This is a genomic window from Pseudomonas sp. NFACC56-3 (assembly GCF_900100025.1).
GTDB lineage: Bacteria > Pseudomonadota > Gammaproteobacteria > Pseudomonadales > Pseudomonadaceae > Aquipseudomonas > Aquipseudomonas fluorescens_AA.
In genome coordinates this window covers 448,352-473,275 of sequence record NZ_FMTK01000001.1, presented here as the reverse complement: position 1 = coordinate 473,275, position 24,924 = coordinate 448,352, and the positions used below count along the sequence as shown (strand labels likewise).

The window sequence follows — 24,924 nt, the reverse complement described above, 5'->3', positions numbered from 1 at the left end:
CGATCTTTCCCCAGACACTTGAATCTCCAGCGAAAGATCGCAGGCTTCGCCAGCTCCTACATAGCCCAGCGGGAGCAAGCGCCCTCGCCGCAGGGTTTTGCCTGATCTGCCGGGACATGCCCCCTCACCCGGCCTACTACGACAACATCGACTGCATGATGCGCTGTAACTCATCCAGGTCGAACGGTTTATCCAGGATCGGGGCCTTGCGGGTGATGGGGCTATCGGTGTCGCGCACTTCCTGCGCGTAGCCACTGATGAAGATGACCTTCAGTTCGGGGCGCAACTTGACCGCAGGCTCGGCGATCTGTACGCCGGAAATACCGCCCGGCAGGCGGAAGTCGGTAATCATCATGTCCAGATGCGGCTTGCTCGCCAGGATCTCGAACGCCTGGTCACCGTTTTCGGCCTGTAGCACCCGGTATCCCTCGCCCGACAGGTAGGCCGACAGCACCATCAGGATCGACGGGTCATCCTCGACGATCAATACAACATCTTGCGCGTCTTCACTCATGAGAAGCCTTTGTTCGATCAATAGCTGCTGATACGACCTTAGGGTCTCTCAGAGGTTGCGTCTGTTCGGCGGTTTTATCCAAGACAGTTTTCTGCAGGGGCAGGCAAACGCGAAACAACGAGCCTTCATTGAGACGACTGTCGACCGTGATCGTCCCGCCATGGGCCGTGACAATCTGCTCGGAAATGAACAGCCCCAGCCCCAGGCCTGAAGCGGCCGCCTTGGACGATACGCGCTCGAACTGCTGGAAGATACGCTTCTGGTTCTCCTCGCTGATGCCGATGCCGTGGTCCCGGACCTCGATGCAGGCATGCTCGGGCGTCTGGTAGACGCGCACTTCGATCGGGTTCTTGCCACCGTAGCGCAGCGCATTGGTCAACAGGTTCGACACCACTTGTTCGATGCGAAACTCATCCCATAGCCCCTCCACCACCGGATCGGCCAGGCAGGTCAATGAGCACTCGGCGATGGCAATCTGCGGCTGGAAGTTGCGCAGCAGGTTTTCCACCAGTGCCGTCAAATTGAAGCGGGTCGGCCGGATCGACAGCTTGCCAGTACGAATCCGCGACACATCCAGCATGTCCTCGATCAGCCGGATCAGACTCTTGATCTGCCGCTCATCGCGCTCGACCATCGCCCGCACCTTGTCCAGGCTGAAGGCCGCGGCATTGTCCCGGGCCAGGTGCATCTTGCGCAGTTGGGTCTCGAGAATCAGACCATTGAGGGGGGTGCGCACCTCGTGGGCGACAATGGACATGAAGTCGTCACGCATACGCACCGCTTGCTCCAGCTCGCCGCGGGTGGCCTCCAGTTGCTGCAACAGGACCTCCTGCTCCCGCCGGCTCTGCTCGAGGGCCACGACTTGTTCCTTCATGGCCTTTCGCTGGCGATACAGCTCGACGAACACATTGACCTTGCTCTTGACGGCCTGGGTGTCCAGCGGCTTGTGCAGGAAGTCCACCGCGCCGTTTTCATAGCCGGTGAAGGCGTAGTTGCGCTCACGACCGGCGGCGCTGACGAAAATGATCGGGATGCTGCGGGTCTTCTCCGTGCCACGCATCAGCTCGGCAAGGCCAAAACCGTTCATATCGGGCATCTGCACATCGATGATGGCCAGGGCAAAGTCGTGTTGCAGCAGCAGGGACAGTGCTTCGTCCGCCGACAGGGCCTTGAAGATCTCGCGGTCGGGGCCCCTGATCAGCGCTTCCAGGGCCAACAGATTCTCAGGCAGATCATCGACGATCAGCAGTTTGGCTTGAACATCTCTTGGCATGTGGTTCATTCCAGCCCGGCCAGCAATTGGCCGATGCCTTGCAAAGTAAGGATATGGTCGGGCTCATGCAGGGCCAGCGCCGCTTCGGGCATGGTCGCGACCTGGGCTTCAGCGGGGTCCTGAACCACGGTGATCCCGCCCAGCGCCCTGACCTTCGCCAGGCCCCGGGCGCCATCGCCATTGGCGCCGGTCAACACCACGGCCAACAACTTCTCGCCGTAGACATCGGCGGCCGACTCGAACAGCACGTCGATGGACGGTCGCGAATGATGTACGGGGTCCTCCAGGCTCAACGACAGGCAACGGTCGGCCTCGACCGACAAGTGATAGCCGGGCGTGGCGACGTACAAGGTGCCTGGTGCGATGTCCTGCTTGTCCCGGGCTTCCTCCACCGGCACCGCCAGGCGATGGCCGAGCACGGAGGCCAGTTGGCTGTCGCGCTCATCCGGCAAATGCAGTACCGCCACGATGGGCAGGCCGAAACCCTTGCGCAGGTGTCCGAATACCCTGAGCAACGCTTCGACGCCGCCGGCCGATGCACCGACGACAATGGCCTCGATGGGCGGGTTGGATCTGTCCTTCGTCTGGTTCATAACTTGCGATAGATCCGTTCCTGTTTGACCAACGGCTCGAATCGATGACCGTAAGCCGAAAAATCCAATGTCTCCTTGCTGCCCAATACCAGGAAACCACGATGGCAAAGGGATTCATGGAACAGTCCAAACGCACGATCTTGCAGTTTTTTATTAAAGTATATCAATACATTGCGGCATGAAATTAATTGAGTTTCTGAAAAAACACTGTCGGTTGCCAGGCTGTGATCGGCAAAGGTCACGTTCTCGCACAGGCTTTTATCGAACATCGCATAATCGTAGGCGGCGGTGTAGTAATCGGCAAACGATCGCCGTCCTCCAGCGCTCTGGTAGTTCTGCGTGTAGGTGCGCACGTTTTCCAGGGAGAAAATGCCCTGCTTGGCTTTTTCCAATGAGCGCGGATTGATATCGGTGGCGTAGATCAAGGTGCGGTCCAGCAGGCCCTCTTCTCGCAGCAGGATCGCCATGGAGTAGACCTCCTCCCCCGTGCTGCAACCGGCGATCCAGATCTTGATCGAAGGGTATGTCCTGAGCAGCGGCACGACTTCCTCGCGGATCGCCAGGAAATGCGAGGGGTCGCGGAACATCTCGCTGACGGGGATCGTCAGCAGTTGCAACAACTGCATGAATGCACCCGGGTCGTGCAGCACGCGCTCCTGCAAGGCCGAGATGGTCTTGCACTCGAACTGGCTCAACGCATGGTGGACCCGGCGCTTGATGGAAGCGCCGGAATAATCGCGAAAATCGTAGCTGTACTTGAGGTAAATCGCTTCGATCAACAAACGAAGTTCAATGTCAGTGTCACGTTCCACTAAATTCTTTCCATATTCGGCAACCACACGCGAATCAGCGAGAACAGACGATCCAGATCGATCGGCTTGGCCAGGTAGTCATTGGAACCCGCCGCCAGGCAGCGTTCCTGATCGTCCTTCATGGCTTTGGCCGTTACGGCGATGATAGGCAGCTTGCGCCAGCGCGGATCCTTGCGGATCAGCGTGGTGGCTTCGAAACCGTCCATCTCCGGCATCATCACATCCATCAGCACCAGGTCGATGTCGTCGAATTCATTCAGGCGATCGATCGCCTCCAAGCCATTACGGCCAATGACCACGATCGCCCCCTTCGCCTCCAGGGCGCTGGTCAGGGCAAAGATGTTGCGCACGTCGTCGTCCACCAACAACACCTTGCGGCCTTCGAACACCTTGTCGCGGCTGCGGGCGGTCTTGAGCATCCGCTGTCGTTCATGGGACAACCGGGATTCGACTTTGTGCAGAAAGAGTGTCACCTCGTCCAGCAAACGCTCTGGCGAACGGGCACCCTTGATGATGATCGAGCGTGAATATTTGCGCAGTTCGGCTTCTTCGTCCCGTGTCAGGTTGCGCCCGGTGTAGACGATCACCGGCGGGAAGGAACAGATGTCTTCGCTGGACATGCGCTTGAGCAGGTCATTGCCGAGCATGTCCGGCAACTTGAGGTCGATGATCATGCAGTCGTAGACATTGGTCCGCAGCAGGTCCAGGGCCTGCTGGGCCAAGCCAACGGCGGTGATCTCGATGTCATCGTCGCCGATCAGGCGGGTAATACTGTCGCGCTGCAGATCATCGTCCTCCACCAGCAGCACCCGCTTGACCTTCTGGGTCAGCTTGGCCTCCAGGCGGGCGAACACGTCCTTGAGTTCTTCACGGGTAGTCGGCTTGACGGCGTAGCCGATGGCGCCCATGTGCATGGCGGCTTCGACACGGTCTTCGACGGAAATCACGTGCACCGGGATGTGCCGGGTTTCGGCCTGCTCCTTGAGTCGCTGCAACACCGTCAGCCCGGAATGGTCCGGCAGGCGCATGTCCAGCAGGATCGCGTCGGGAGCCAGTTGCAAAGCCAGGTCGAAGCCTTCATCGGCACCGTGGGCCACCAGGCACTGATAACCGAGCTCATGGGCCAGGTCGAACAGAATCCGGGCGAACTTGGGCTCGTCTTCGATCACCAGGATGCACCGGGTGTCGAACGGCGCCTTGTCGCGGTCGTCGGCGAACCGGGCAATCGGCGTGTCCACCTCGGCGATCAACGGTGCCGGTGCGGCTTTGGGCGCGACAGGCGCCGGCGCGGTGGCTGTCGGGGTGAAGGTCATCGGCGTTATGGGCGTGTCACCGGGCTCGACATAACGCTCAGGCAATACCAGCGTAAACACACTGCCCTGCCCCGGCTCGCTGGAGACCGAAATCGAGCCGCCCAGCAATATGGCCAGGTCCCGGGAAATCGACAACCCCAGGCCGGTGCCGCCGTAGCGACGGTTGGTGGTGCCATCGGCCTGGCGGAACGCTTCGAAAATGCTTTGCTGTTGATCGACGGCGATGCCGATCCCGGAATCCCGCACGATGAACGCGATGCCCGAGCCTGGCTGACCAGCCACGGACAGGCTGACGGAACCCTGCTCGGTGAATTTCACGGCATTGGACAGCAGGTTCTTGATCACCTGCTCCAGGCGCTGGCGGTCGGTGTAGAGCATCGCCGGCGCATCGGGCAGCACCTGGACCTCGAAATTCAGGCCCTTGTCCGCCGCCAAGGGCTTGAACATATCCTGCAGCCCTTCCACCAGCCGCTGCACGCTGGTGTTTTCCGGACGCACTTCCAGCTTTCCGGCCTCGACCTTGGAGATGTCGAGAATGTCGTTGATCAGGTTCAGCAGGTCGTTGCCGGCGGAGTAGATCGACTCGGCAAACTTGACCTGCTCCTCGCTGAGGTTGTGCTGCGGGTTTTCCGCCAGCAGCTTGGACAGGATCAGGGAGCTGTTGAGCGGCGTGCGCAACTCATGGGACATATTGGCCAGGAACTCGGACTTGTACTTGCTCGAACGCTGCAGCTCTTCGGCGCGCTCCTGCAACTGGATCTGGGCCAGGTTCAATTCGCTGTTCTTCTGATCCATGGCGTCGCGCTGCTCGGCCAATTGCTCGTTGGTCTGCTCCAGTTCCTGTTGCTGGGCTTCCAGGTGGACCTGGGACTCCTTGAGGATGCGCGACTGTTCTTCCAACTCTTCGTTGGCGGTCTTGAGTTCTTCCTGCTGGACTTGCAGCTCTTCGTTCAACTGCTGGGTTTCGGCCAGTACTTCCTGCAGACGCTGGCGATAACGGGCGGCTTCGATGGAAGTGCCGATATTACCGGCGATCAGTTCCAGCAACTCGATGTCACGCTCGGTCAATGGCCGCAGGAATCCCAGTTCAATGACACCGTTGATCCGGTCATCGTCACTGGTCGGCACCACCAGCACGCTGTTGGGCAGGCCTTGCCCCAGCCCGGAGCTGACTTTCAGGTAATCGTCCGGTACGTCGTCCAGACGGATAAGACGCCCCTGCTGCACGGCCTGGCCAGCGATGCCTTCGCCGGCGACGATCACCTGCTGTTGTTCTTCATCTTCCCGGGACAGCCCGTAGGTGGCGACACGCCTTAAGACACCACTTTCTTCCCGCACATAAAGCGCAGCGACAGCGACGCCCAGGTACTTCGCACAGAACTGCAGGATGTTGCGGCCCAACAGGTTCAGCGACAATTGCCCCAGGACCTGCTCGGCCAGCTGCGTCTGACCGCTTCGCAGCCAGGCCTGCTTTTCCAAGTGCAGAGCGCTGCGTTGCTGGACTTTCAGGCTGGCGCTGTAGCTTTCGGACAGGCTCAACAGATCCCGGCGACCGATGTAGGCCAGGAGCCCACTGACCGCTGCGACGAACAACAGGTAAAGGGCAATGCTCCAGACGGTCGTGGTGCGCACATCCTGGTTGCGCGCCGCGCGCAATTGTTGCTCGGTTTCAACGACTTCTTCGAAGGACTGACGAATTTCGTCGGTCAAGCGCTTGCCGCGCCCGGCCTTCACCGCGCCCCGGTAATCGCCGCTGCTGCGTTGCAGGTCGATCATGCTTTGGGCGTAATTGGCCCACTCCGTCTGGAGTGCTTGGATCTTGTGCAGGCGGTCGGTCTGGACGGGGTTATCGGCTGTCAATTCCAGCAATGTGTCCAACGCCACGGCAATCCGTGGTTTGGCCACTTCATAGGGGTCGAGGAAGTGCTCGTCACCACTCAACAAGTAGCCGCGCATGCCGGTTTCCAGGTCCACGCTCAGCTTGAGCGCTTCGTTGGCGTTATTGATCACCCTGTCGGTATGGCCGACCCATTGGATCACCGACAGCAGGTACGTGATAAGGATGACGAAAAACACCGCGCTGAGGACGCCTATGCCCAACGGCAGGCTGATATTACGGCTCAGGAGCTTGCGAAAACTTTGCTCGTCGACCGAAGACGAAGGAGTCATGGAAAGGGGCCTTGGTGGACAGTTGAAATCGGTGGAGTTTGCCCGAAAAACCGCGCCTGGATCCACATTTTCTGACAAGTCAACGAGGCAAATCCCACGACAATCCGTCTTATAGCAGGGAAGCGACTATCCTTGTCAGCTCTTGTACTATAGATCCTTTCTTGTACATCCCAGGGAACTTGTGCCGCCTTGGCACTTACTCATGAATGAGGCCATTTTTTCCGTGCCCCTCCCGCTCCCATCTTTCGAGAATGTCGATTATGCCCACCACCCCTGCCGCCACCCAGCCCACCATCCTGGTAGTCGAAGACGATGACATCGTGCGAATGTTGATCGTCGACGTGCTGGAGGAACTGGAGTACCAGGTGCTGGAGGCGGACGGTTGTGAGCAGGCGCTGAGTTTTTTGCGTGACCACCAACAGGACATCGCCCTGATGATGACCGACGTCGGCCTGCCGGTAATGGACGGACGTGAATTGGCCAAGCAGGCTCGACTCGAGCGGCCACAGCTGCCGGTGCTGTTTGCCAGCGGATATGCCGAAAGTATCGATGTGCCTGAAGGCATGTCGGTAATCGGCAAACCCTTCTCCATCGATCAATTGCGGGACAAGGTCAAAAGCATTCTTGCTTGAGCCAAAGCGGATTCCTGCTCACTACCGGTGCACCTGGGCTGGGGTGATCGCTACCTTGCGGCGGCGATCACCTCGACCATGGCACTAGCACCTGTTACTGGTTCCCGGCTCTAGCGGCTCGACGTTTCCGTTAAGGTTTTGCAGCGCCGTCCACTGTCAGGTGGCCGGTGGTCAGGGTAGGTGTTGGGCGTGATCGTCACTTCACTGGTCACGACCAGCAAATCTGCAAATGTTGCCGCAAAAAAGCTTGACTCCCACCCTCCCTCGGGAATGTCTACAGGCACGACCTCTTCCAGCCCCCCAGTGAGATTTATATCAACCTTCTCGTAGCGAATATCGCATTCAAAACGAAAATCACGGTCAGTTGGGTTACGTGCCCTCCAATAAGTAAGGCTGATCGGTGCCCTTGAAAAACGCAGAGTAAACTGACGCTTGCCCTCCACCGTTTGCTCACTAGCGGTGACCGTCGGCAATTCGCGATCATTTTGCCAATAGGCGAGAACCGGAAGCAAAGAGGTCGCAGCGTCCCCCACACCGCCATGTCCAGCGTTAGGAATCATTCGCATGGAGGTGGGACCCGGTAAGGCTCTGGCGAAGTTCTGGCTGTCCGGCGGAAAGAAGTCATCTCCGCTCGAGCTGACGATGAACTTTCGGACTGCTAATCGGCTGGCATATCGGCTATTCAAATACTTTAGCGGGTCTTCAATAGTTTCGAGTTTCTTGAAGTTAGCCGTATAACGCTGCTGTAGCGCGCCCTCGTCGAGGTAGTCAGTCCATGCGACAGGCCAACTCTTACCGTAAGCTTGGTAAGTATTTTCGATTACCTGTCCCATGCCTGTAATGTCCAGCACCACTGGTATCAAGCCTGTAACCCGCTCGTCGGCAATGGTTGCCAACCAAGCAGCCCAAGCACGTTTTGAACCACCGGCGGCGATGAACTGCTTGATCCCGAATTCCTGCTCTGCCAGATCCATTGCCTTGACCAAGCTCTCCATCATCGCGACATCGACCGAGGCGAAGGGTTGTTCTTCAGGGTTTTTCAGAAATTGCGCCCAGCTTTGCGCGACCAGGGTGCCTTCGTATTTGGGGTCGCTGTTGCCGTAATAGAAGAGCACTTGGTTGGGAACATAACTGACGGTAATAACCGTGGTGCGACTGGCTATGGCAACAGCTATCGCCACGTCTGGCGGTATTTCCAGAGGTTTTATGGGATCGCTACCGTCTGGCTCACGATTCATGCCATCGTCGGCGATCAAAAGGGCGGTGGGATGGGGTTTGGGAAAGGTCGGAATGTATATTTCCACATCGTGCGACCACTGCGTGGGAGTCACCTGCCCACCGGGAGACCAGTTCTGCGAGAACAACTCGAAACTCCGAATTGTTATGCCTGGCAAAGTCCTTGTACCTTTATCGACAAATTTAAGCGGCACACTGGCCTGCTCCTCCTTGTAGCAGTTGAGCACTTCACTGAAGTTCTTGCCGCTGGCATCGAAACAAGATTGACTTGATCTTGTGGGGGGTGGGGTGGAGTTGGCGAAGGTACTGCTGGAAACCAGCAATGCCAAACACGATGCGATAGAGATTGAGCGTAATGAGGACATGAGGTAACCCTCTCGCGTTTTTACAAACGGGATGGTGACGCCTCTAAATGCTGGGAGTAACACCGGATGAGGAAAGCGGACGGGGTCTTGCGGGTTGACCGCTATTCCACAGTTAATAGTAGTGCCTTTGTTGCCATGCACAAATTCAAGAAACCCAAAGGGCGTCAGGTTGAGTTAACACGTATGATCGGCGCCCCACGCCGAAAGCGCCTGATCATCCCTAAGGAAACGCCAGCCCATGCGTCACCCCAGCCCCACCAAAGTCCTGGTTATCGGCTATGTCTGGCCCGAGCCGCGCTCATCGGCTGCCAGTGGGCACGTCATGCAGATCCTCGATACCTTCCTGGGCCAAGGCTGGGACATCACCTTCAGCAGCCCGGCCGGCCCGGGCGAGCAACGCGCCGACCTGGTCGCGCTGGGTATCCGCGAAGTGCCCATCGAACTCAACAGCAGCAGTTTCGACACATTCATTCGTGAACTGGCCCCGGACATCGTGCTGTTCGACCAGTTCATGATGGAGGAACAGTTCGGCTGGCGCGTCGAAAAGCACTGCCCCGGCGCCCTGCGAGTGCTGGAAACCTCCGATCTGCAAAGCCTGCGTCACGCCCGGCATCAACGCTTGAAAGAGCGCCTGAAGCGCGAAGAGACGAACGAGGATTTCAGCGATCTCTTCGCCCCGGCCCTGGGCGAGGAATTCCAAAGGATGGCCGACACCGACCTGGCCAAGCGGGAAATCGCCGCCCTGTACCGCTGCGACCTCAACCTGATGGTGTCCGAGGTTGAAATCGAGCTGTTGGCGGAGCACTTCAAGCTGCCCCGCAACCTGCTGCACTGGTGCCCGTTGATGCTGGACCTGCCCAGTGAACCGTCGGTTCCGTTCGAGGACCGGGCGCATTTCCTGAGTATCGGCAACTTTCGCCACGCGCCGAACTGGGACGCCGTGCTCTGGATGAAAAACGCCATCTGGCCACTGATCCGCCAGCAATTGCCCGGCGCACAACTGCACCTGTACGGCGCCTATACCCCGCCCAAGGCCGCCGCACTGCACAATCCGGCCCAGGGCTTTCACATCATGAACTGGGCCGAGGACGCCTTGCAGGTCATGTCGGCGGCGCGCATCTGCCTGGCGCCGTTGCGTTTCGGCGCCGGGATCAAGGGCAAGCTGATCGACGCCATGCTCTGCGGTACCCCCAACGTCACCACGCCCGTGGGAGCCGAAGCCATGAACGGCGACATGCCCTGGCCCGGGTCGATTGCCCAGAGCGCCGAAGGCATCGCCGGCGCGGCGGTGCAATTGTATAGCGACCAGGCGCGCTGGACCCAGGCCCAGCACGCAGGCCTGGCGCTGCTGGCGAGCCGCTACCGGCAACAGGTGCATGGGCCGGCGCTGATCGACAGCATCAACGCTTGCCGAGCGGACCTGGCACAACGACGCCGGGATAATTTCACCGGCAGCATGCTGCGTCACCACCAGCACAAAAGCACCCAATACATGTCCCAGTGGATCGAAGAAAAAAACCGCAACGGTTAGACGTCAGGGTGGCACCTGCCTGGCGAAGGGGGCATTATCCAGTGGCGATAACAATAAAAGCGCCAGGCCCATGACCCGAACAGCCAGAGTCACCGACCCCTCCTACGAGTTGATGGACGACCATAACGGGCTGTCCATCATCTACCGCCAACACGGCTTTCCCTGCCCGCTGGTGCGCTGGCATTTCCACAAGGAATACGAGCTGCACTTGATCGTCGCCAGTTCCGGCAAGGTGTTCATTGGCGACTACATCGGCAACTTCTACCCCCAGTCGCTGTTTCTCACCGGGCCCAACCTGCCCCACAACTGGATCAGCCAAGTGGCCGAGGACGAAGTGGTGCCCAAGCGCGACATGTTGGTGAACTTCACCGACGAGTTGTTCGAAAGCGGCCATCAGGTATTCGCCGAACTCAAGACGGTCGCACCGCTGCTCGAACGCGCCCAATACGGCATCGAGTTCCGTTGCAAGCGCACCATCCGCCAGGCCATGAGCCTGATGCAGCGCATCGCCGATTCCCAGGGCATGAGCCGCCTGGGACACTTTTTCATCCTGATGGAGCTGCTGGCCGCCACGGATGACTACCAGCTGCTGTCCGGCGCGACCGCCCCGCAAACGGCGGACGAACACAGCATCGACCGCACCAACCGCGCGGTGGACTACATCTTTGCCCATTACGCCCGGGAGCTGCCCCTGGAAGAAGTCGCCGAACACCTGGGCATGAAACCCACCTACTTCAGCCGGGTGTTCAAACAGGCCACTGGCCGCTGCTTCATCGAATTCGTCAATCGCCTGCGCATCAGCAAATCCTGCGAATTGCTGGCCGACGGCGACAAACCGGTGACGGACGTGTGTTTTGAGTCCGGCTTCAACAACATCTCCAATTTCAACCGGCGTTTCCAGCAGCTCAAGGGCATGACGCCTTCCCACTACCGGCGGCTGGCGGTGCAGCGGTTGACCGAGCAGAACCAGGGCTGAGACTTTTCGCCCTGACAGAGATCCCCTGTGGCGAGGGAGCTTGCTCCCGCTGGGCTGCGAAGCAGCCCCCTAGATCAGCCTTTCGCACCGAGTTGTCAGGGGAATTATTGAGGGCCGCTGCGCGCCCCAGCGGGAGCAAGCTCCCTCGCCACGGGTCCTGTGTTCGGCCTGAAGTGGCAGGCATTAATCCCTCCAGTGCAAAAAAGTATCAGTACAAGTGCGACGAATGATTTGTCACACCGTCCATTGAAGGCTGTAATCAGTGCACATTCTTCCCTTCATCCGGAAGACACAAAAACAATAACTGTCCTTCCGCAGCTTTCGGGCGCGGAAAAGGAGTGCGCGATGAAACCTTCGGTAAAAGCTCTGCTTGTCTCCACCTGCATGACCCTCAGTAGCGTCAGCTTCGGCGCACAGACCCTCACCATTGCCACCGTCAACAACAGCGACATGATCCGCATGCAAAAGCTCTCGAAAACCTTCGAGGCCGAGCACCCGGACATCAAGCTGAACTGGGTGGTGCTCGAAGAAAACGTCCTGCGTCAGCGCCTGACCACCGACATCGCCACCCAAGGCGGACAGTTCGACGTGTTGACCATTGGCATGTACGAAGCTGCACTCTGGGGCGCCAAGGGCTGGCTGGAGCCGATGAAGGATTTGCCGGCCTCCTACGACCTGGACGACGTCTTCCCTTCCGTGCGCGATGGCTTGTCGGTCAAAGGCTCGCTGTACGCCCTGCCGTTCTATGCCGAAAGCTCGATCACCTATTACCGCACGGACCTGTTCAAGGACGCCGGGCTGACCATGCCCGAACACCCGACCTGGACCCAGATCGGTGAGTTCGCGGAAAAACTCACCGACAAATCCAAGGAGCAATATGGCCTGTGCCTGCGGGGCAAGGCCGGTTGGGGCGAGAACATGGCGCTCATCACCACCCTGGCCAACGGTTATGGCGCGCGCTGGTTCGATGAGAAGTGGCAGCCGCAATTCAATGGCCCCGAGTGGAAAGACGCACTCAACTTCTATGTCGACAACATGAAGAAATCCGGCCCGCCGGGCGCCTCCAGCAACGGTTTCAATGAAAACCTGGCGCTGTTCAACAGCGGCAAATGCGCGATCTGGGTGGATGCCAGCGTCGCCGGCTCGTTCGTCACCGACAAGACCCAGAGCAAGGTGTCCGATCACGTTGGATTCACCTTCGCCCCCCACGAAAAAACCGACAAAGGCACCTCGTGGATGTACTCCTGGTCGCTGGCCATCCCGACCAGCTCCAAAGCCAAGGAAGCCGCCACGGTCTTTACCACGTGGGCGACGTCCAAGGAGTACAGCCAATTGGTCGCCAAGACCGATGGCATTGCCAACGTACCGCCAGGCACCCGCACCTCGACCTACAGCGACGAGTACATGAAGGCCGCGCCGTTTGCCAAGGTGACCCTGGAATCGTTGAAAGTCGCCGATCCGAAAGCGCCAACCCTCAAACCTGTGCCCTACATCGGTATCCAGCTGGTGACCATTCCCGAATTCCAGGCCATCGGCACCCAGGTGGGCAAGTTCTTTTCGGGCGCGCTGACCGGCCAGCAGACCGTGGACCAGGCGTTGACTGCCGCGCAGTCCACCACCGAACGCGAGATGAAGCGCGCTGGGTATCCCAAGTAACCCGCGCCGCCGCTCTGTCTTTTGTGGGAGCGGGCTTGCTCGCGAAAGCGATCGGTCAGTCACATTGATGTTGGATGTGCTGCCCTATTCGCGAGCAAGCCCGCTCCCACAGGGAATTTTTGTAGGCCTGCACAAAATCGGTTCAATGCCATGAATAGCTCAACTACAACCGCCAAAGCCCCCATCGAGATTGCTCCGCCGCCGGCGCGCAAGATCCGCCTGGCCAACCCCGGCTGGTTCCTGGTCAGCCCTTCGGTGGCCTTGTTGCTGCTGTGGATGATCGTGCCGCTGGGCATGACCGTCTACTTCTCGATGATCCGCTACAACCTGCTCTACCCCGGCGAAAACGAATTCGTCGGGCTGGAGAACTTCACCTATTTCCTGACCGACTCGGGTTTCATGCCCGGCGCCACCAATACCTTGTTGCTGGTGGGCAGCGTGCTGTTTATCAGTATCGTCCTCGGGGTATTGATCAGCGCACTGCTGGAGGCCAGTGAGTTTTTCGGTCGCGGCATCGTCCGCGTGCTGCTGATCTCGCCGTTCTTCATCATGCCCACCGTCGGTGCGCTGATCTGGAAGAACCTGATCTTCCACCCGGTCTCGGGCATCCTCGCCTCGGTGTGGAAGCTGTTCGGCGCCCAGCCGGTGGACTGGCTGGCCCATTACCCGTTGCTGTCGATCATCATCATCGTGAGCTGGCAATGGCTGCCCTTTGCGATTCTGATCCTGATGACCGCCATGCAGTCGCTGGACCAGGAACAGAAAGAAGCCGCTCGTCTGGACGGTGCCGGCCCCATTGCGATCTTCTGGCACCTGACCCTGCCGCACCTGGCCCGCCCGATTGCCGTGGTGCTGATGATCGAAACCATCTTCCTGCTGTCGGTGTTCGCCGAGATCTTCACCACCACCAACGGTGGCCCCGGCTATGCCTCCACCAACCTTGCCTACCTGATCTACAACCAGGCGCTGGTGCAGTTCGACGTCGGCATGGCTTCGGCCGGTGGCCTGATTGCCGTGGTCATTGCCAACATCGCCGCCATCATCCTCGTCCGGATGATCGGCAAAAACCTCACCGACAAGCAATGAGGCCGTCGCCATGACTCTTCAACAATCCCGTCGCCTGCAAAGCCTGCTGCTGGGCACGCTGGCCTGGGCCATCGCGATCCTGATCTTCTTTCCGATCTTCTGGATGGTGCTGACCAGCTTCAAGACCGAAATCGACGCGTTTGCCACGCCGCCGCAGTTCATCTTCACGCCGACCCTGGAGAACTACCTGCACATCAACGAGCGCAGCAACTACTTCAGCTTCGCCTGGAACTCGGTGGTGATTTCCTTCAGCGCCACCGCCCTGTGCCTACTGATTGCGGTACCGGCGGCCTACTCCATGGCGTTCTATGAAACCCAGCGCACCAAAGGCACGTTGTTGTGGATGCTCTCCACCAAAATGCTGCCACCGGTGGGCGTGCTGATGCCGATCTACCTGCTGGCCAAGCAATTTGGCCTGCTGGACACGCGTGTCGCGTTGATCATCATCTACACGCTGATCAACCTGCCCATCGTGGTCTGGATGATTTACACCTACTTCAAGGACATTCCTCGCGACATCCTCGAGGCCGCGCGCCTGGATGGCGCCACGCTCTGGCAGGAAATGGTCCGCGTGCTGCTGCCGATTGCCAAGGGCGGCCTGGCGTCCACCGTGCTGCTGTCGCTGATCCTGTGCTGGAACGAGGCGTTCTGGTCGCTGAACCTCACCTCCTCCAAGGCCGCGCCCCTGACGGCGTTGATCGCTTCCTACTCCAGCCCGGAAGGTTTGTTCTGGGCCAAATTGTCGGCCGTCTCGACCCTGGCCTGCGCGCCGATCCTGATCTTTGGCTGGATCAGCCAGAAACAGCTGGTGCGCGGTTTGTCCTTCGGCGCGGTGAAATAACGCGCCCTACACCATTATCAGAAGTGGAGGCCCATCATCATGGCCAACCTGAAAATCAAGAATTTGCAAAAGGGTTTCGAAGGCTTCTCCATCATCAAAGGCATCGACCTCGAGGTGAACGACCGCGAGTTCGTGGTCTTCGTCGGCCCGTCGGGCTGTGGCAAATCCACGCTGCTGCGGCTGATCGCCGGTCTGGAAGAGGTCAGCGACGGCACCATCGAACTCGATGGCCGGGACATTACCGAAGTCAGCCCGGCCAAGCGCGACCTGGCCATGGTGTTCCAGACCTACGCCTTGTATCCGCACATGAGCGTGCGCAAGAACATGTCCTTCGCCCTCGACCTGGCCGGTGTGCCCAAGGCCGAAGTCGAGAAGAAGGTCAATGAAGCGGCGCGCATCCTTGAGCTGGGGCCGATGCTCGAGCGCAAGCCCAAGCAACTGTCCGGCGGCCAGCGCCAGCGCGTGGCGATCGGCCGGGCCATCGTGCGCAACCCGAAAATCTTCCTGTTCGACGAACCGCTGTCCAACCTCGACGCCGCCCTGCGGGTGCAGATGCGCCTGGAACTGGCACGCCTGCACAAGGAGCTGCAGGCGACCATGATCTATGTGACTCACGACCAGGTCGAAGCCATGACCCTGGCCGACAAGGTGGTGGTGCTCAATGGCGGGCGCATCGAACAGGTCGGCTCGCCGCTGGAGCTGTATCACCAGCCGGCCAACCTGTTTGTCGCCGGGTTCCTCGGCACACCGAAAATGGGCTTCCTCAAAGGCAAGGTCACCGCCCTGGACAGCCAGGGCTGTGAGGTGCTGCTGGACGCCGGCACCCGTATCAGCCTGCCCTTGAGCGGTGCCAGCCTGAGCGTTGGCGGCGCGGTGACCCTGGGGATTCGTCCGGAACACCTGAACCTGGCGCAACCGGGCGATTGCACGTTGCAAGTCACCGCCGACGTCAGCGAGCGGCTGGGCAGCGACACCTTCTGCCATGTCGTCACGACATCCGGCGAAGCCTTGACCATGCGGGTTCGCGGCGACCTGGCGAGCCGTTTCGGCGAACAACTGAACCTGCACCTGGACGCCGAACACTGCCACTTATTCGATGCCGAGGGCGTGGCGGTGAGCCGCGCGCTGCGCGCCGCCGCCTGATTGCCGAGAATTGCGATGAAACTCAACCGACAAAACCTGCACAACCTCAACCCTGACGTAGCCCTGCCCGCCTACCCCTTGGGCGACATCCGCCAGGGCATCGCCCATATCGGTGTCGGCGGTTTCCACCGGGCTCACCAGGCCTACTACACCGATGCGCTGATGAACACCGGCGCCGACCTGGACTGGGCCATCTGCGGCGTGGGCCTGCGGGCCGAGGATCGCCGTGCCCGGGATGACTTGGCCAGCCAGGATTACCTGTTCACCCTGTACGAACTGGGCGACACCGATGACACCGAAGTGCGGGTGATTGGCGCGATCAATGACATGTTGCTGGCCGAAGACGGCGCCCAGGCGCTGATCGACAAGCTGGCCGATCCGCAGATCCGCATCGTTTCGCTGACCATTACCGAAGGTGGCTACTGCATCGACGACAGCAATGGCGAATTCATGGCTCACCTGCCGCAGATCCAGCACGACCTGACCCATCCCGAGGCACCGAAAACCGTCTTCGGCTTCCTCTGCGCCGCCCTGGCCAAGCGTCGCGCGGCCGGTATCCCGGCGTTCACGTTGATGTCTTGCGATAACCTGCCCCACAACGGCGCCGTGACCCGCAAGGCGTTGCTGGCCTTCGCCGCGTTGCGCGACGCGGAACTGGGGCAGTGGATCGACCGCAACGTCAGCTTCCCCAACGCCATGGTCGATCGCATCACGCCCATGACCAGCGTGGCCCATCGCCTGCAACTGCATGACGAACACGGCATCGACGACGCTTGGCCGGTGGTCTGCGAACCGTTCGTGCAATGGGTGCTGGAAGACAAGTTCGTCAACGGTCGCCCGGCCTGGGAAAAGGTCGGCGTGCAGTTCACCGATGACGTTTCTCCCTATGAAGAGATGAAAATCAAGTTGCTCAACGGCAGCCACCTGGCGTTGACCTACCTGGGCTTTCTCAAGGGTTATCGCTTCGTCCACGAAACCATGAACGACCCGCTGTTCGTGCGTTACATACGCGCCTACATGGACCTGGACGTGACACCGCAACTGGCACCGGTACCGGGCATCGACCTGACCGACTACAAGAACACCCTGGTGGAACGCTTTTCCAACCAGGCGATTGCCGACCAGTTGGAGCGGGTCTGTTCGGACGGCTCGTCGAAGTTTCCAAAATTCACCGTCCCGACCCTCAACCGCTTGATTGCCGATGGCGGCGAAACCCGCCGTGCGGCACTGGTCGTGGCAGCCTGGGCCGTGTATCTGAAGGGCGTGGACGAGAACGGCGTGACCTATGCGATCCCGGACCCACGGGCAGCGTTCTGCCAGGCATTGGTGGCTGACGATGCGCTGGTGACCCAGCGGATGTTGGAAGTCGAAGAAATCTTTGGCACGGCGATCCCCCGCTCGCCGGAGTTCGTGGCAGCATTCGAATGGTGCTGCAACAGCTTGCGCGAGCACGGGGTAACACGAACACTTGAGCGGGTATTGGCTGACGCAGACTAACGGTCCGCTTTTGTGGCGAGGGAGCTTGCTCCCTCGCCACGGGTGTATGTTTGCTGAGCGAGCGGCTATTCCTGCGAATATTGATCTGACGACCAAGGATTTCTATGGCAAACCAACAACTGTTCCTGGGCATCGACTGTGGCACCCAAGGCACCAAGGCGCTGATCCTGGATGCGATCAGCGGCCAGGTACTCGGCCAGGGCGCCGCCGCCCACAGCATGATCAGCGGGGCCAACGGTCGTCGTGAACAAGACACCCAGCAATGGCTCGATGCATTCACCCAGGCGACTCATCAGGCCTTGGCCGCCGCCGGGGTCGGTGGCCAGGCGATCCTCGGCATCGGCGTGTCCGGCCAGCAGCACGGCTTGGTGCTGCTGGACGACCAGGGCCAGGTCTTGCGCCCGGCCAAGCTGTGGTGCGACACCGAGACGACGCCGGAAAACGATCGCCTCCTGGCGTACCTGGGCGGTGAAGACGGCAGCCTCGAACGCCTCGGCGTGGTGATCGCGCCGGGCTACACGGTTTCCAAACTGCTCTGGACGCGGGAGCAGCATCCCCAGGTATTCGAACGCATCGCCAGCGTCCTGCTGCCACACGACTTCCTCAATTACTGGCTCACCGGCCGCCATTGCAGCGAATATGGCGATGCCTCGGGGACCGGCTATTTCAACGTGCGCACCCGCCAATGGGACGTGCAACTATTGCAACACATCGATCCCAGCGCACGCTTGCAAGCGGCGCTACCGGAGCTGATCGAGGCCCATCAGCCCGTCGGACGCATCCTGCCGGCCATTGCCGCGCACCTGGGCATCAACCCCGACGCGGTGGTGGCCAGTGGTGGCGGCGACAACATGATGGGCGCCATCGGTACCGGCAACATCCAGCCCGGCGTGATCACCATGAGTCTCGGTTCCTCCGGCACGGTCTATGCCTTTTCCGCCGAACCCGCGGTCAGCCCGCAACCGTCAGTGGCGACGTTCTGCTCCTCCAGCGGTGGCTGGCTGCCATTGATTTGCACCATGAACCTGACCAACGCCACCGGGGCGATTCGCGAGCTGCTGGACCTGGACATCGACGCCTTCAACGCCCTGGTCGTCCAGGCCCCGATTGGCGCCGAGGGGGTCTGCATGCTGCCGTTCCTCAATGGCGAGCGAGTGCCTGCCCTGCCCCATGCCACCGCTAGCCTGCTGGGCCTGACCACCACCAACCTGACCCGGGCCAACCTGTGTCGCGCCGTGGTCGAAGGCACGACCTTCGGTTTGCGCTATGGCTTGGACCTGTTGCGGGCCAACGGGCTCAAGGCCCAGAGCATTCGCCTGATCGGCGGCGGCTCGAAGAGCCCGGTGTGGCGGCAGATCGTCGCCGACATCATGGACACCACGGTCATTTGCACCGAACAAAGCGAAGCGGCTGCGTTGGGTGCGGCGATCCAGGCGGCATGGTGCCATTCAGGCGCGCAAGACAGCCTCGCCGAATTGTGCGAGCGCTGCGTCAAGCTCGACCCGGCCAGCGAAACCCGGCCAGTCGCCGCACATGTCACGGCGTCCCAGCAGGCCTATGAACGTTATCGACAACACGTCGCAACCCTTTGAGAGCGGGCAACTATGTATCTGGTGTGTGGTGAAGCGCTGTTTGATTTCTTCAGTGAAACCGAGGCGGATGGCCCTGCCTCGCAGGTGAACTACAAGGCGATTGCCGGTGGCTCGCCATTCAACGTGGCGGTGGGATTGCGCCGCCTGGGTATCGAATCGGCGCTGTTCACCGGCTTGTCCACCGACTACCTGGGCCGTCGCTTGCAGCAGGTGCTGCTCAACGAAGGGGTCAGCCCTCGATACCTGCTGGACTTCGATGCGCCGACCACCCTGGCGATGGTCGCTGTAGGCGCCAATGGTTCGCCCCACTACAGCTTTCGCGGCGAAGGGTGTGCCGACCGGCAACTGAGCCTGGCCCATCTACCGGAGCTGGGCCCTGAAGTGCGTGGTTTGCATATCGGCTCGTTCTCGCTGGTGGTCCAGCCCGTTGCCGACACGCTCCTGGCCCTGGTGCAACGGGAAAGCGGCCGGCGCCTGATCAGTCTCGACCCGAACGTGCGGCTTAACCCGCAGCCGGATATCGAACTATGGCGTTCGCGGATCGCGACACTGGTGCAATATGCCGACCTGATCAAGGTCAGTGACGAGGACCTGGGCCTGCTCTACCCAGGGATCGAGCCCCAGGCGGTCATCGAAGGTTGGCTGAAGCACCGTTGCCAAGTGGTCTTCCTGACCCGTGGCGGCCAGGGGGCTACGGTCTTCAGTCGCCAGCACGGCACATGGTCGCAGCCAGCGTGCCCGGTGAACATCGCCGACACCGTGGGTGCGGGCGATACCTTCCAGGCCGCGCTGATTGCGTGGCTGACTGAACAACAATTGGATTCGATCGAGGGCCTGCAGACACTGACGCGCGAGCAGGTCAATGCCATGCTTGAGTTCGCCATTCGCGCCGCAGCACTGACGTGCGGCAAAACCGGGCCGGATCTGCCCTATCGACAGCAACTGGCCTGATTTTGCGCGTTACAACTGAAAAGCTGGACGCCGGGTTCGGACATCACCGGACCCGAGCGTCAGAGGAAAATGACAAGGCCGTAATCAGCGCCCGGTCATTCGATGGTGTTGCTGATGAAAGTGATTGCCAGCGGCGGGGTTGTGGTCAAGCTCCGTACGCAACTCGGCAATCAGGTCGTTGATGGCTCGGCACCCGGTAAGTTTCCTGGCATCGATGTTCGTTTTGAGCAAGGCCACATGGTCGGTCCTGTGGTCATCGAAGATCTTGATCGTCATCGTCAGCTCAGGTGACAACGTGCATTGCGAGCGCTTGGGCAGCAAGCTGCTTTCAATGATGTTTCGCATTTCGAGGGCAGATAAAAACATGGCGACTCTCTCCTGTTGAGGCGGCCAATTTATGTTCACGACGGCGGTACTTTCGTCCGTTTTCTTCCCTGCGGACTGGGACTCTGGATACCGTGCCGTTCGTTCTTTTCTTGGCGTTTTCAGTTAATGAGTTCGCTCAAGCGAACTCCTGAACCATCCCGCAAAAAATATGCCTGTATTGACGAACTTCCGGATTGATATGAATCAAGCGCTTAGCTTCGTCCCGCGCCGGAGAGCTCGTGCAATATGCAAGAAAAGGTTGTTTTTTCCATGCAAACTGCAATCACTTTTATCCTGTTCGCAACCTAGATTAGTCCCTATTGCGAAGAAGAAAGTGGGCATCCGTCGCCTGGCATGAAAAAAGTGTGACGTAGCGTAAAAACTCAAAGAGCTGCCACCGCCGCCCGCTCCGCCACATGGCCCAAACTGTCGAAATTGATGTTGGCACCCGAATCGATCGCGACCAAGGTCTCGCCTCGCGCGCCCGTGTGCGCCACGTATTGCTTGATGCCCGCCACCGCCAAGGCCCCTGACGGTTCGGTGATCGAACGGGTGTCGTCATAGATGTCCTTGATCGCGGCGCACAGTTGGTCGTTGGTCACGGTCATCACCTCATCGACACAGAAACGGCAGATATCCAGGCCATGGGCGCCGATCTGCGCCACGGCCACGCCGTCGGCGAAGGTTCCCACCTCGGGCAAGGTCACCCGCTCTCCGGCGATCAACGCAGCCTGGAGACAGGCAGAGTGCTGCGACTCGACGCCAATGATGCGAACTTCCGGGCGCAGGTACTTGACGTAGGCCGCGATCCCGGCGATCAACCCCCCGCCTCCCACCGGAACGAAAATCGCGTCCAGGCGGCCGGGGTGCTGGCGCAGGATTTCCATGGCAACGGTGCCTTGCCCGGCAATCACGTCCGGGTCGTCGAATGGCGAGACGAACTCCCGCCCGGTCTGCTCGGCCAATTCCAGCGCATGGGCCAAGGCGAACGGAAAACTGTCGCCATACAGCAGCGCCTCGGCGCCGCGGTTGCGCACGCCCAGCACTTTCAGTTGCGGGGTGGTCACGGGCATGACGATGCTGGCCGAAATACCCAGTTCCCGTGCCGCCAGCGCAACGCCCTGGGCGTGATTGCCGGCTGACGCGGTGATGACGCCCCGGGCCCGCTGCTCTGGGGTCAGGTGCACGAGCTTGTTGTAGGCACCACGGATCTTGAAGGAAAAAGTCGGTTGCAAGTCTTCGCGCTTGAGCAGGATCCGGTTGCCCAGGGCCTCGGACAGCGCGGGCGCCGCTTGCAGTGGCGTGCGCACGGCCAATTCGTAGACCGGCGCGGCGAGGATTTTCTTTACATAGTGCTCGAGCAGGGTTTGCTCGGTGTGGGCAGCGGTCATGGCGATCTCCTGGTTCGCTCGGAGCCCAGGAGACAGAAAGAAAAAACCCGCCTCGAGGGCGGGTTCGGTGCAGCCGTCAGCTAGCCCGCCAAATAAGGAATGGCGGTAATAATGCTTGGCTGGCTGCGCAATACGGGTGAGTTCATGCCTGGAAATTAGCGGTGCGTTGGTGGCAAGTCAATGGGCAATATCAAGTGCCAGCCGATATTCGCTGCAATGACCTTAAGTGAACAGCATCATTACCTGTGGGAGCGAGCTTGCTCGCGATAGCGGAGTATCAGTCAGCATCTAATGTCAGCTGATCCATAGCAATCGCGAGCAAGCTCGCTCCCACAGTTTTTCCAATTATTTGAGGCCGACTTTGTACAACGCTCCGTCGTCCTCATCCGTCAACACATAGAGATACCCATCCGGGCCCTGGCGGACATCCCGGATTCGCGCCTTGAGCTCGCCCAACAGGCGCTCTTCATGAACGACCTTGTCGCCTTGCAATTGCAGGCGGATCAGCTCCCCCGACACCAAGGCACCGATGAACACGCTGTGTTGCCAGGCCTTGAAGCGCCCCTGGTCGTAGAACGCCATGCCGCTGAGCCCCGGTGAGACCTGCCAGACGTGGTGAGGATCAAGGGCACCTTCGACGGTCTTGCCCTGGGCCTCTGGAATCGGAGCACCGGAGTAGTTGATGCCGTGGGTCGCCAGTGGCCAGCCATAGTTCTTGCCGCGCTCGATGATGTTCAATTCATCGCCGCCCCGGGGCCCGTGCTCGTTCTCCCAGAGGGTGCCACTCCAAGGGTTCAGGGCGGCGCCCTGGGGGTTACGCATGCCGTAGGACCAGATCTCGGGACGCACGCCTTTCTGGCCGACGAAAGGGTTGTCGTCGGGCACCTTGCCATCGGGGTAGATGCGCACGACCTTGCCTTGCAGTTTGTCCAGGTCCTGGGCGGTGGGCCGGTCGTTGTTTTCCCCCAGGGTAATGAACAGATAACCATCGCGGTCGAAGACCAGTCGCGAGCCAAAGTGGTTGCCCGTGGACAGCTTGGGTTGCTGGCGGAAGACCACGTCGAAGTTCTTCAGGCTCTTGAGGTCTTCGGCCAGTTGCCCCCGCCCCACGGCGGTGCCAGCCTTGCCGTCTGCGCCCGCCTCGGCATAAGACAGGTAGACGGTGCGATCCTGCTTGAAGTCCGGCGACAGCACCACGTCCAGCAGGCCGCCCTGCCCCTTGGCCCACACTTCGGGCACGCCACTCAAGGGGGCGGACAATTGGCCGTCGGGGCTGACCACCCGCAGGTTGCCCCCTCGCTCCGTCACCAGCATGCCCTGTTGGCCAGGCAGGAACGCAACGGACCAAGGGTGCTCCAGCCCCTTGACCACGGTGGTCACTTCCAGCGTGCCCTCCTCGCTCTTGAATGACTGGGTTGGCGCGGCACTGGCCGGGGTGGCGAGGGTCAGGACAGCGCTGGCGCAGAACGCGGCCAGGAGTGTTTTACGCAACATGCACATTTCCTTCTGCGGTGTTGAAAGAGAACAACGGGCGCCAGCGCCTAGCGGTTGCCATTCTGGCTGTTGCGCGATGGCGCAGGCGACTCGATGGTCGGTCGCGGCGAACCCGACGGCTGGCCGGAACGGGGGTAGCCATTGCCGATGCCGCCATTTTCCAGGGTCGGTGGCCGTGGTACCGGCACTGTCGGGTTGTTATGAATCGTCGGCACGTTGGGCCGGGTGCCCTGCATGCTGTTGGGATTGGCCCGGCGCGTCGGGCTGTTATAGGGATTGTCGTTGCCCGGCAGGTTTTGGGGCAGGACCGTCGGGCCTGCGCTGGGCGTGGCGGCCTGGGCAGCGGCAGTCAGTAATAGCGTCATGATGACGAGCATCAGCCTGTTCATTGGGACACCTCTTGGGTTCAGGCATATCGAAAGCACGCTACGCCGCAGGTTCGCCCTTGTTAAGCGAAATATCCCAGTGAAGATGTAACGAAGCGTCTCCGAACACAGCTGGGAGCAAGCTTGCTCGCTCCACAGTGGAAACTTTTCCCGAGGCGCGAAGGTCACCAGAGAGACATCCACCGGCAAGGAAAACACCACCATGGCTCGGGCAATCTGGAAAGGCGCAATCAGTTTCGGGCTGGTCCACATCCCCGTCGCGCTGGTGTCGGCCACCTCTTCCCAGGGTGTGGATTTCGACTGGCTGGACAAACGCAGCATGGACCCGGTGGGCTACAAGCGGATCAACAAGACCACGGGCAAGGAAGTGACCAAGGAAGACATCGTCAAGGGCGTCCAGTACCAGAAAGGCCAGTACGTGCTGCTTAGCGAAGAGGAAATCCGCTCCGCCCACCCCAAGTCCACCCAGACCATCGATATCTTTTCCTTTGTCGACAGCGAGAAGATCCCCCTGCAAAACATCGACACGCCCTACTTTCTCGCCCCCGACAAGCGCGGCGGCAAAGTCTACGCCCTGCTGCGCGAAACCCTGGTCAAGACCAACAAGGTGGCCCTGGCCCACGTCGTGCTGCATACCCGCCAGCACCTGGCCGCCCTCATGCCCCTTGAGTCGGCCCTGGTGCTGGTGCTGCTGCGCTGGCCCGCGGAGGTGCGCGAGCTGGATATCCTGGAATTGGGCGACGAGGTCACGAAACCGACCCTGGTCAAGGGCGAGCTGGAAATGGCCAAGCGTCTTGTGGAAGACATGAGCGCCGACTGGGAGCCGCAAGAATACCGGGACAGTTTTGCAGACAAGATCATGGAACTGGTAGAGAAAAAGGCCAACGAAGGCCGCCTCGAAGCCGTGGAGACCGATCCGGGCGAAGAACAACGCAAGACCGCCGATGTCATCGACCTGACCGAGTTGCTCAAGCGCAGCCTGGGCGGCAAGGGCAAGGCCGCCGACAAATCCGCCGGCAAGCCCCCGGCAAAACCTGCGAAAACCGGTAAATCCGCTCCTGCCAAAAAAGCCACCAAGGCCTCCCGGGGCTAAAACCCTGGCGTGTG

The 24,924-nt window shown here is 60.3% G+C and carries 21 protein-coding genes; 11 read left to right on the top strand and 10 right to left on the bottom strand.

The window, feature by feature from the left end:
• Positions 1–136 precede the first annotated feature (136 nt).
• The 5 genes from BLO80_RS01950 to BLO80_RS01930 are packed head-to-tail and all read right to left on the bottom strand — an operon-like array spanning position 137 to position 6,674.
• Positions 137–514 carry a response regulator gene (locus tag BLO80_RS01950; protein ID WP_060742522.1) on the bottom strand — a complete coding sequence of 126 codons (378 nt, stop codon included), beginning with the start codon at positions 512–514 and terminating at the stop codon, positions 137–139.
• On the bottom strand, positions 507–1,787 hold the full coding sequence (locus BLO80_RS01945; protein ID WP_092326400.1) for a hybrid sensor histidine kinase/response regulator: 1,281 nt from the start codon (positions 1,785–1,787) through the stop codon (positions 507–509). The genes BLO80_RS01950 and BLO80_RS01945 overlap by 8 nt, the downstream gene beginning before the upstream one ends.
• Positions 1,788–1,792: 5 nt before the next feature.
• Complete coding sequence (locus tag BLO80_RS01940; RefSeq protein ID WP_092326399.1) at positions 1,793–2,380, bottom strand: chemotaxis protein CheB; 588 nt, start codon at positions 2,378–2,380, stop codon at positions 1,793–1,795.
• Positions 2,377–3,192: a CheR family methyltransferase gene (locus BLO80_RS01935; protein ID WP_092200821.1), complete on the bottom strand. Its 816-nt coding sequence runs from the start codon at positions 3,190–3,192 to the stop codon at positions 2,377–2,379. Before BLO80_RS01935 ends, BLO80_RS01940 begins: the two co-directional genes overlap by 4 nt.
• On the bottom strand, positions 3,192–6,674 hold the full coding sequence (locus BLO80_RS01930) for a response regulator (protein WP_092326397.1): 3,483 nt from the start codon (positions 6,672–6,674) through the stop codon (positions 3,192–3,194). The genes BLO80_RS01935 and BLO80_RS01930 overlap by 1 nt, the downstream gene beginning before the upstream one ends.
• Before the next feature lie 260 nt (positions 6,675–6,934).
• Between BLO80_RS01930 and BLO80_RS01925 the strand changes: the two genes are divergently transcribed.
• Positions 6,935–7,306 carry a response regulator gene (locus BLO80_RS01925; RefSeq protein ID WP_060742527.1) on the top strand — a complete coding sequence of 124 codons (372 nt, stop codon included), beginning with the start codon at positions 6,935–6,937 and terminating at the stop codon, positions 7,304–7,306.
• A gap of 110 nt (positions 7,307–7,416) precedes the next feature.
• Here the strand turns inward: BLO80_RS01925 and BLO80_RS01920 are convergent, their stop codons facing one another.
• Positions 7,417–8,907, bottom strand: coding sequence for a PhoPQ-activated protein PqaA family protein (locus BLO80_RS01920; protein ID WP_092326396.1), 1,491 nt, complete (start codon positions 8,905–8,907; stop codon positions 7,417–7,419).
• Between the two features lie 238 nt (positions 8,908–9,145).
• Here BLO80_RS01920 and BLO80_RS01915 point away from each other — a divergent pair, with 238 nt between their 5' ends.
• The 9 genes from BLO80_RS01915 (at position 9,146) to BLO80_RS01875 (ending at position 20,180) form a co-directional block, all read left to right on the top strand.
• Positions 9,146–10,438 (top strand): glycosyltransferase, encoded by a 1,293-nt coding sequence (locus tag BLO80_RS01915; protein ID WP_092326394.1) that lies wholly within the window; start codon positions 9,146–9,148, stop codon positions 10,436–10,438.
• 70 nt (positions 10,439–10,508) lie between these two features.
• Positions 10,509–11,414, top strand: coding sequence for an AraC family transcriptional regulator (locus BLO80_RS01910; RefSeq protein WP_060742529.1), 906 nt, complete (start codon positions 10,509–10,511; stop codon positions 11,412–11,414).
• A gap of 345 nt (positions 11,415–11,759) precedes the next feature.
• Positions 11,760–13,070: an ABC transporter substrate-binding protein gene (locus BLO80_RS01905; RefSeq protein WP_092200812.1), complete on the top strand. Its 1,311-nt coding sequence runs from the start codon at positions 11,760–11,762 to the stop codon at positions 13,068–13,070.
• 150 nt (positions 13,071–13,220) lie between these two features.
• Positions 13,221–14,156 carry a carbohydrate ABC transporter permease gene (locus BLO80_RS01900; protein WP_092257530.1) on the top strand — a complete coding sequence of 312 codons (936 nt, stop codon included), beginning with the start codon at positions 13,221–13,223 and terminating at the stop codon, positions 14,154–14,156.
• 10 nt (positions 14,157–14,166) lie between these two features.
• Positions 14,167–14,997: a carbohydrate ABC transporter permease gene (locus BLO80_RS01895; RefSeq protein WP_092257533.1), complete on the top strand. Its 831-nt coding sequence runs from the start codon at positions 14,167–14,169 to the stop codon at positions 14,995–14,997.
• 39 nt (positions 14,998–15,036) lie between these two features.
• On the top strand, positions 15,037–16,140 hold the full coding sequence (locus tag BLO80_RS01890; protein ID WP_092326393.1) for an ABC transporter ATP-binding protein: 1,104 nt from the start codon (positions 15,037–15,039) through the stop codon (positions 16,138–16,140).
• A 15-nt stretch (positions 16,141–16,155) separates the two neighbouring features.
• A complete protein-coding gene (locus BLO80_RS01885; RefSeq protein WP_092326391.1) occupies positions 16,156–17,637 on the top strand; it encodes a mannitol dehydrogenase family protein in 1,482 nt (493 codons plus the stop codon).
• Between the two features lie 104 nt (positions 17,638–17,741).
• Complete coding sequence (gene xylB / locus BLO80_RS01880; protein ID WP_092326389.1) at positions 17,742–19,229, top strand: xylulokinase; 1,488 nt, start codon at positions 17,742–17,744, stop codon at positions 19,227–19,229.
• A gap of 12 nt (positions 19,230–19,241) precedes the next feature.
• Positions 19,242–20,180, top strand: coding sequence for a carbohydrate kinase family protein (locus BLO80_RS01875; protein ID WP_092326388.1), 939 nt, complete (start codon positions 19,242–19,244; stop codon positions 20,178–20,180).
• An 84-nt stretch (positions 20,181–20,264) separates the two neighbouring features.
• Here the strand turns inward: BLO80_RS01875 and BLO80_RS01870 are convergent, their stop codons facing one another.
• The 4 genes from BLO80_RS01870 to BLO80_RS01855 form a co-directional block, all read right to left on the bottom strand.
• On the bottom strand, positions 20,265–20,546 hold the full coding sequence (locus BLO80_RS01870; RefSeq protein WP_060742536.1) for a DUF1652 domain-containing protein: 282 nt from the start codon (positions 20,544–20,546) through the stop codon (positions 20,265–20,267).
• Positions 20,547–20,929: 383 nt separating this feature from the next.
• A complete protein-coding gene (ilvA, locus tag BLO80_RS01865; protein WP_092326386.1) occupies positions 20,930–21,937 on the bottom strand; it encodes a threonine ammonia-lyase, biosynthetic in 1,008 nt (335 codons plus the stop codon).
• Between the two features lie 345 nt (positions 21,938–22,282).
• A complete protein-coding gene (locus BLO80_RS01860; protein ID WP_092326385.1) occupies positions 22,283–23,431 on the bottom strand; it encodes a PQQ-dependent sugar dehydrogenase in 1,149 nt (382 codons plus the stop codon).
• 47 nt (positions 23,432–23,478) lie between these two features.
• Positions 23,479–23,820 carry a hypothetical protein gene (locus tag BLO80_RS01855; RefSeq protein WP_092326383.1) on the bottom strand — a complete coding sequence of 114 codons (342 nt, stop codon included), beginning with the start codon at positions 23,818–23,820 and terminating at the stop codon, positions 23,479–23,481.
• A 199-nt stretch (positions 23,821–24,019) separates the two neighbouring features.
• Here BLO80_RS01855 and BLO80_RS01850 point away from each other — a divergent pair, with 199 nt between their 5' ends.
• Positions 24,020–24,910, top strand: a complete 891-nt coding sequence (locus BLO80_RS01850) for a non-homologous end joining protein Ku (RefSeq protein ID WP_092326382.1) — start codon at positions 24,020–24,022, stop codon at positions 24,908–24,910.
• Positions 24,911–24,924: the final 14 nt, after the last annotated feature.

Bases quoted from the DNA above. Each gene is read 5' to 3' on its own strand.
- BLO80_RS01950 (WP_060742522.1), bottom strand. From the start codon at position 514: ATGAGTGAAGACGCGCAAGATGTTGTATTGATCGTCGAGGATGACCCG.
- BLO80_RS01920 (WP_092326396.1), bottom strand. From the start codon at position 8,907: ATGTCCTCATTACGCTCAATCTCTATCGCATCGTGTTTGGCATTGCTG.
- xylB (WP_092326389.1), top strand. From the start codon at position 17,742: ATGGCAAACCAACAACTGTTCCTGGGCATCGACTGTGGCACCCAAGGC.
- BLO80_RS01850 (WP_092326382.1), top strand. From the start codon at position 24,020: ATGGCTCGGGCAATCTGGAAAGGCGCAATCAGTTTCGGGCTGGTCCAC.
- BLO80_RS01905 (WP_092200812.1), top strand. From the start codon at position 11,760: ATGAAACCTTCGGTAAAAGCTCTGCTTGTCTCCACCTGCATGACCCTC.
- BLO80_RS01855 (WP_092326383.1), bottom strand. From the start codon at position 23,820: ATGAACAGGCTGATGCTCGTCATCATGACGCTATTACTGACTGCCGCT.
- BLO80_RS01895 (WP_092257533.1), top strand. From the start codon at position 14,167: ATGACTCTTCAACAATCCCGTCGCCTGCAAAGCCTGCTGCTGGGCACG.
- BLO80_RS01885 (WP_092326391.1), top strand. From the start codon at position 16,156: ATGAAACTCAACCGACAAAACCTGCACAACCTCAACCCTGACGTAGCC.
- BLO80_RS01925 (WP_060742527.1), top strand. From the start codon at position 6,935: ATGCCCACCACCCCTGCCGCCACCCAGCCCACCATCCTGGTAGTCGAA.
- BLO80_RS01910 (WP_060742529.1), top strand. From the start codon at position 10,509: ATGACCCGAACAGCCAGAGTCACCGACCCCTCCTACGAGTTGATGGAC.
- BLO80_RS01945 (WP_092326400.1), bottom strand. From the start codon at position 1,787: ATGCCAAGAGATGTTCAAGCCAAACTGCTGATCGTCGATGATCTGCCT.
- BLO80_RS01860 (WP_092326385.1), bottom strand. From the start codon at position 23,431: ATGTTGCGTAAAACACTCCTGGCCGCGTTCTGCGCCAGCGCTGTCCTG.
- BLO80_RS01900 (WP_092257530.1), top strand. From the start codon at position 13,221: ATGAATAGCTCAACTACAACCGCCAAAGCCCCCATCGAGATTGCTCCG.
- ilvA (WP_092326386.1), bottom strand. From the start codon at position 21,937: ATGACCGCTGCCCACACCGAGCAAACCCTGCTCGAGCACTATGTAAAG.
- BLO80_RS01875 (WP_092326388.1), top strand. From the start codon at position 19,242: ATGTATCTGGTGTGTGGTGAAGCGCTGTTTGATTTCTTCAGTGAAACC.
- BLO80_RS01870 (WP_060742536.1), bottom strand. From the start codon at position 20,546: ATGTTTTTATCTGCCCTCGAAATGCGAAACATCATTGAAAGCAGCTTG.
- BLO80_RS01890 (WP_092326393.1), top strand. From the start codon at position 15,037: ATGGCCAACCTGAAAATCAAGAATTTGCAAAAGGGTTTCGAAGGCTTC.
- BLO80_RS01930 (WP_092326397.1), bottom strand. From the start codon at position 6,674: ATGACTCCTTCGTCTTCGGTCGACGAGCAAAGTTTTCGCAAGCTCCTG.
- BLO80_RS01915 (WP_092326394.1), top strand. From the start codon at position 9,146: ATGCGTCACCCCAGCCCCACCAAAGTCCTGGTTATCGGCTATGTCTGG.
- BLO80_RS01940 (WP_092326399.1), bottom strand. From the start codon at position 2,380: ATGAACCAGACGAAGGACAGATCCAACCCGCCCATCGAGGCCATTGTC.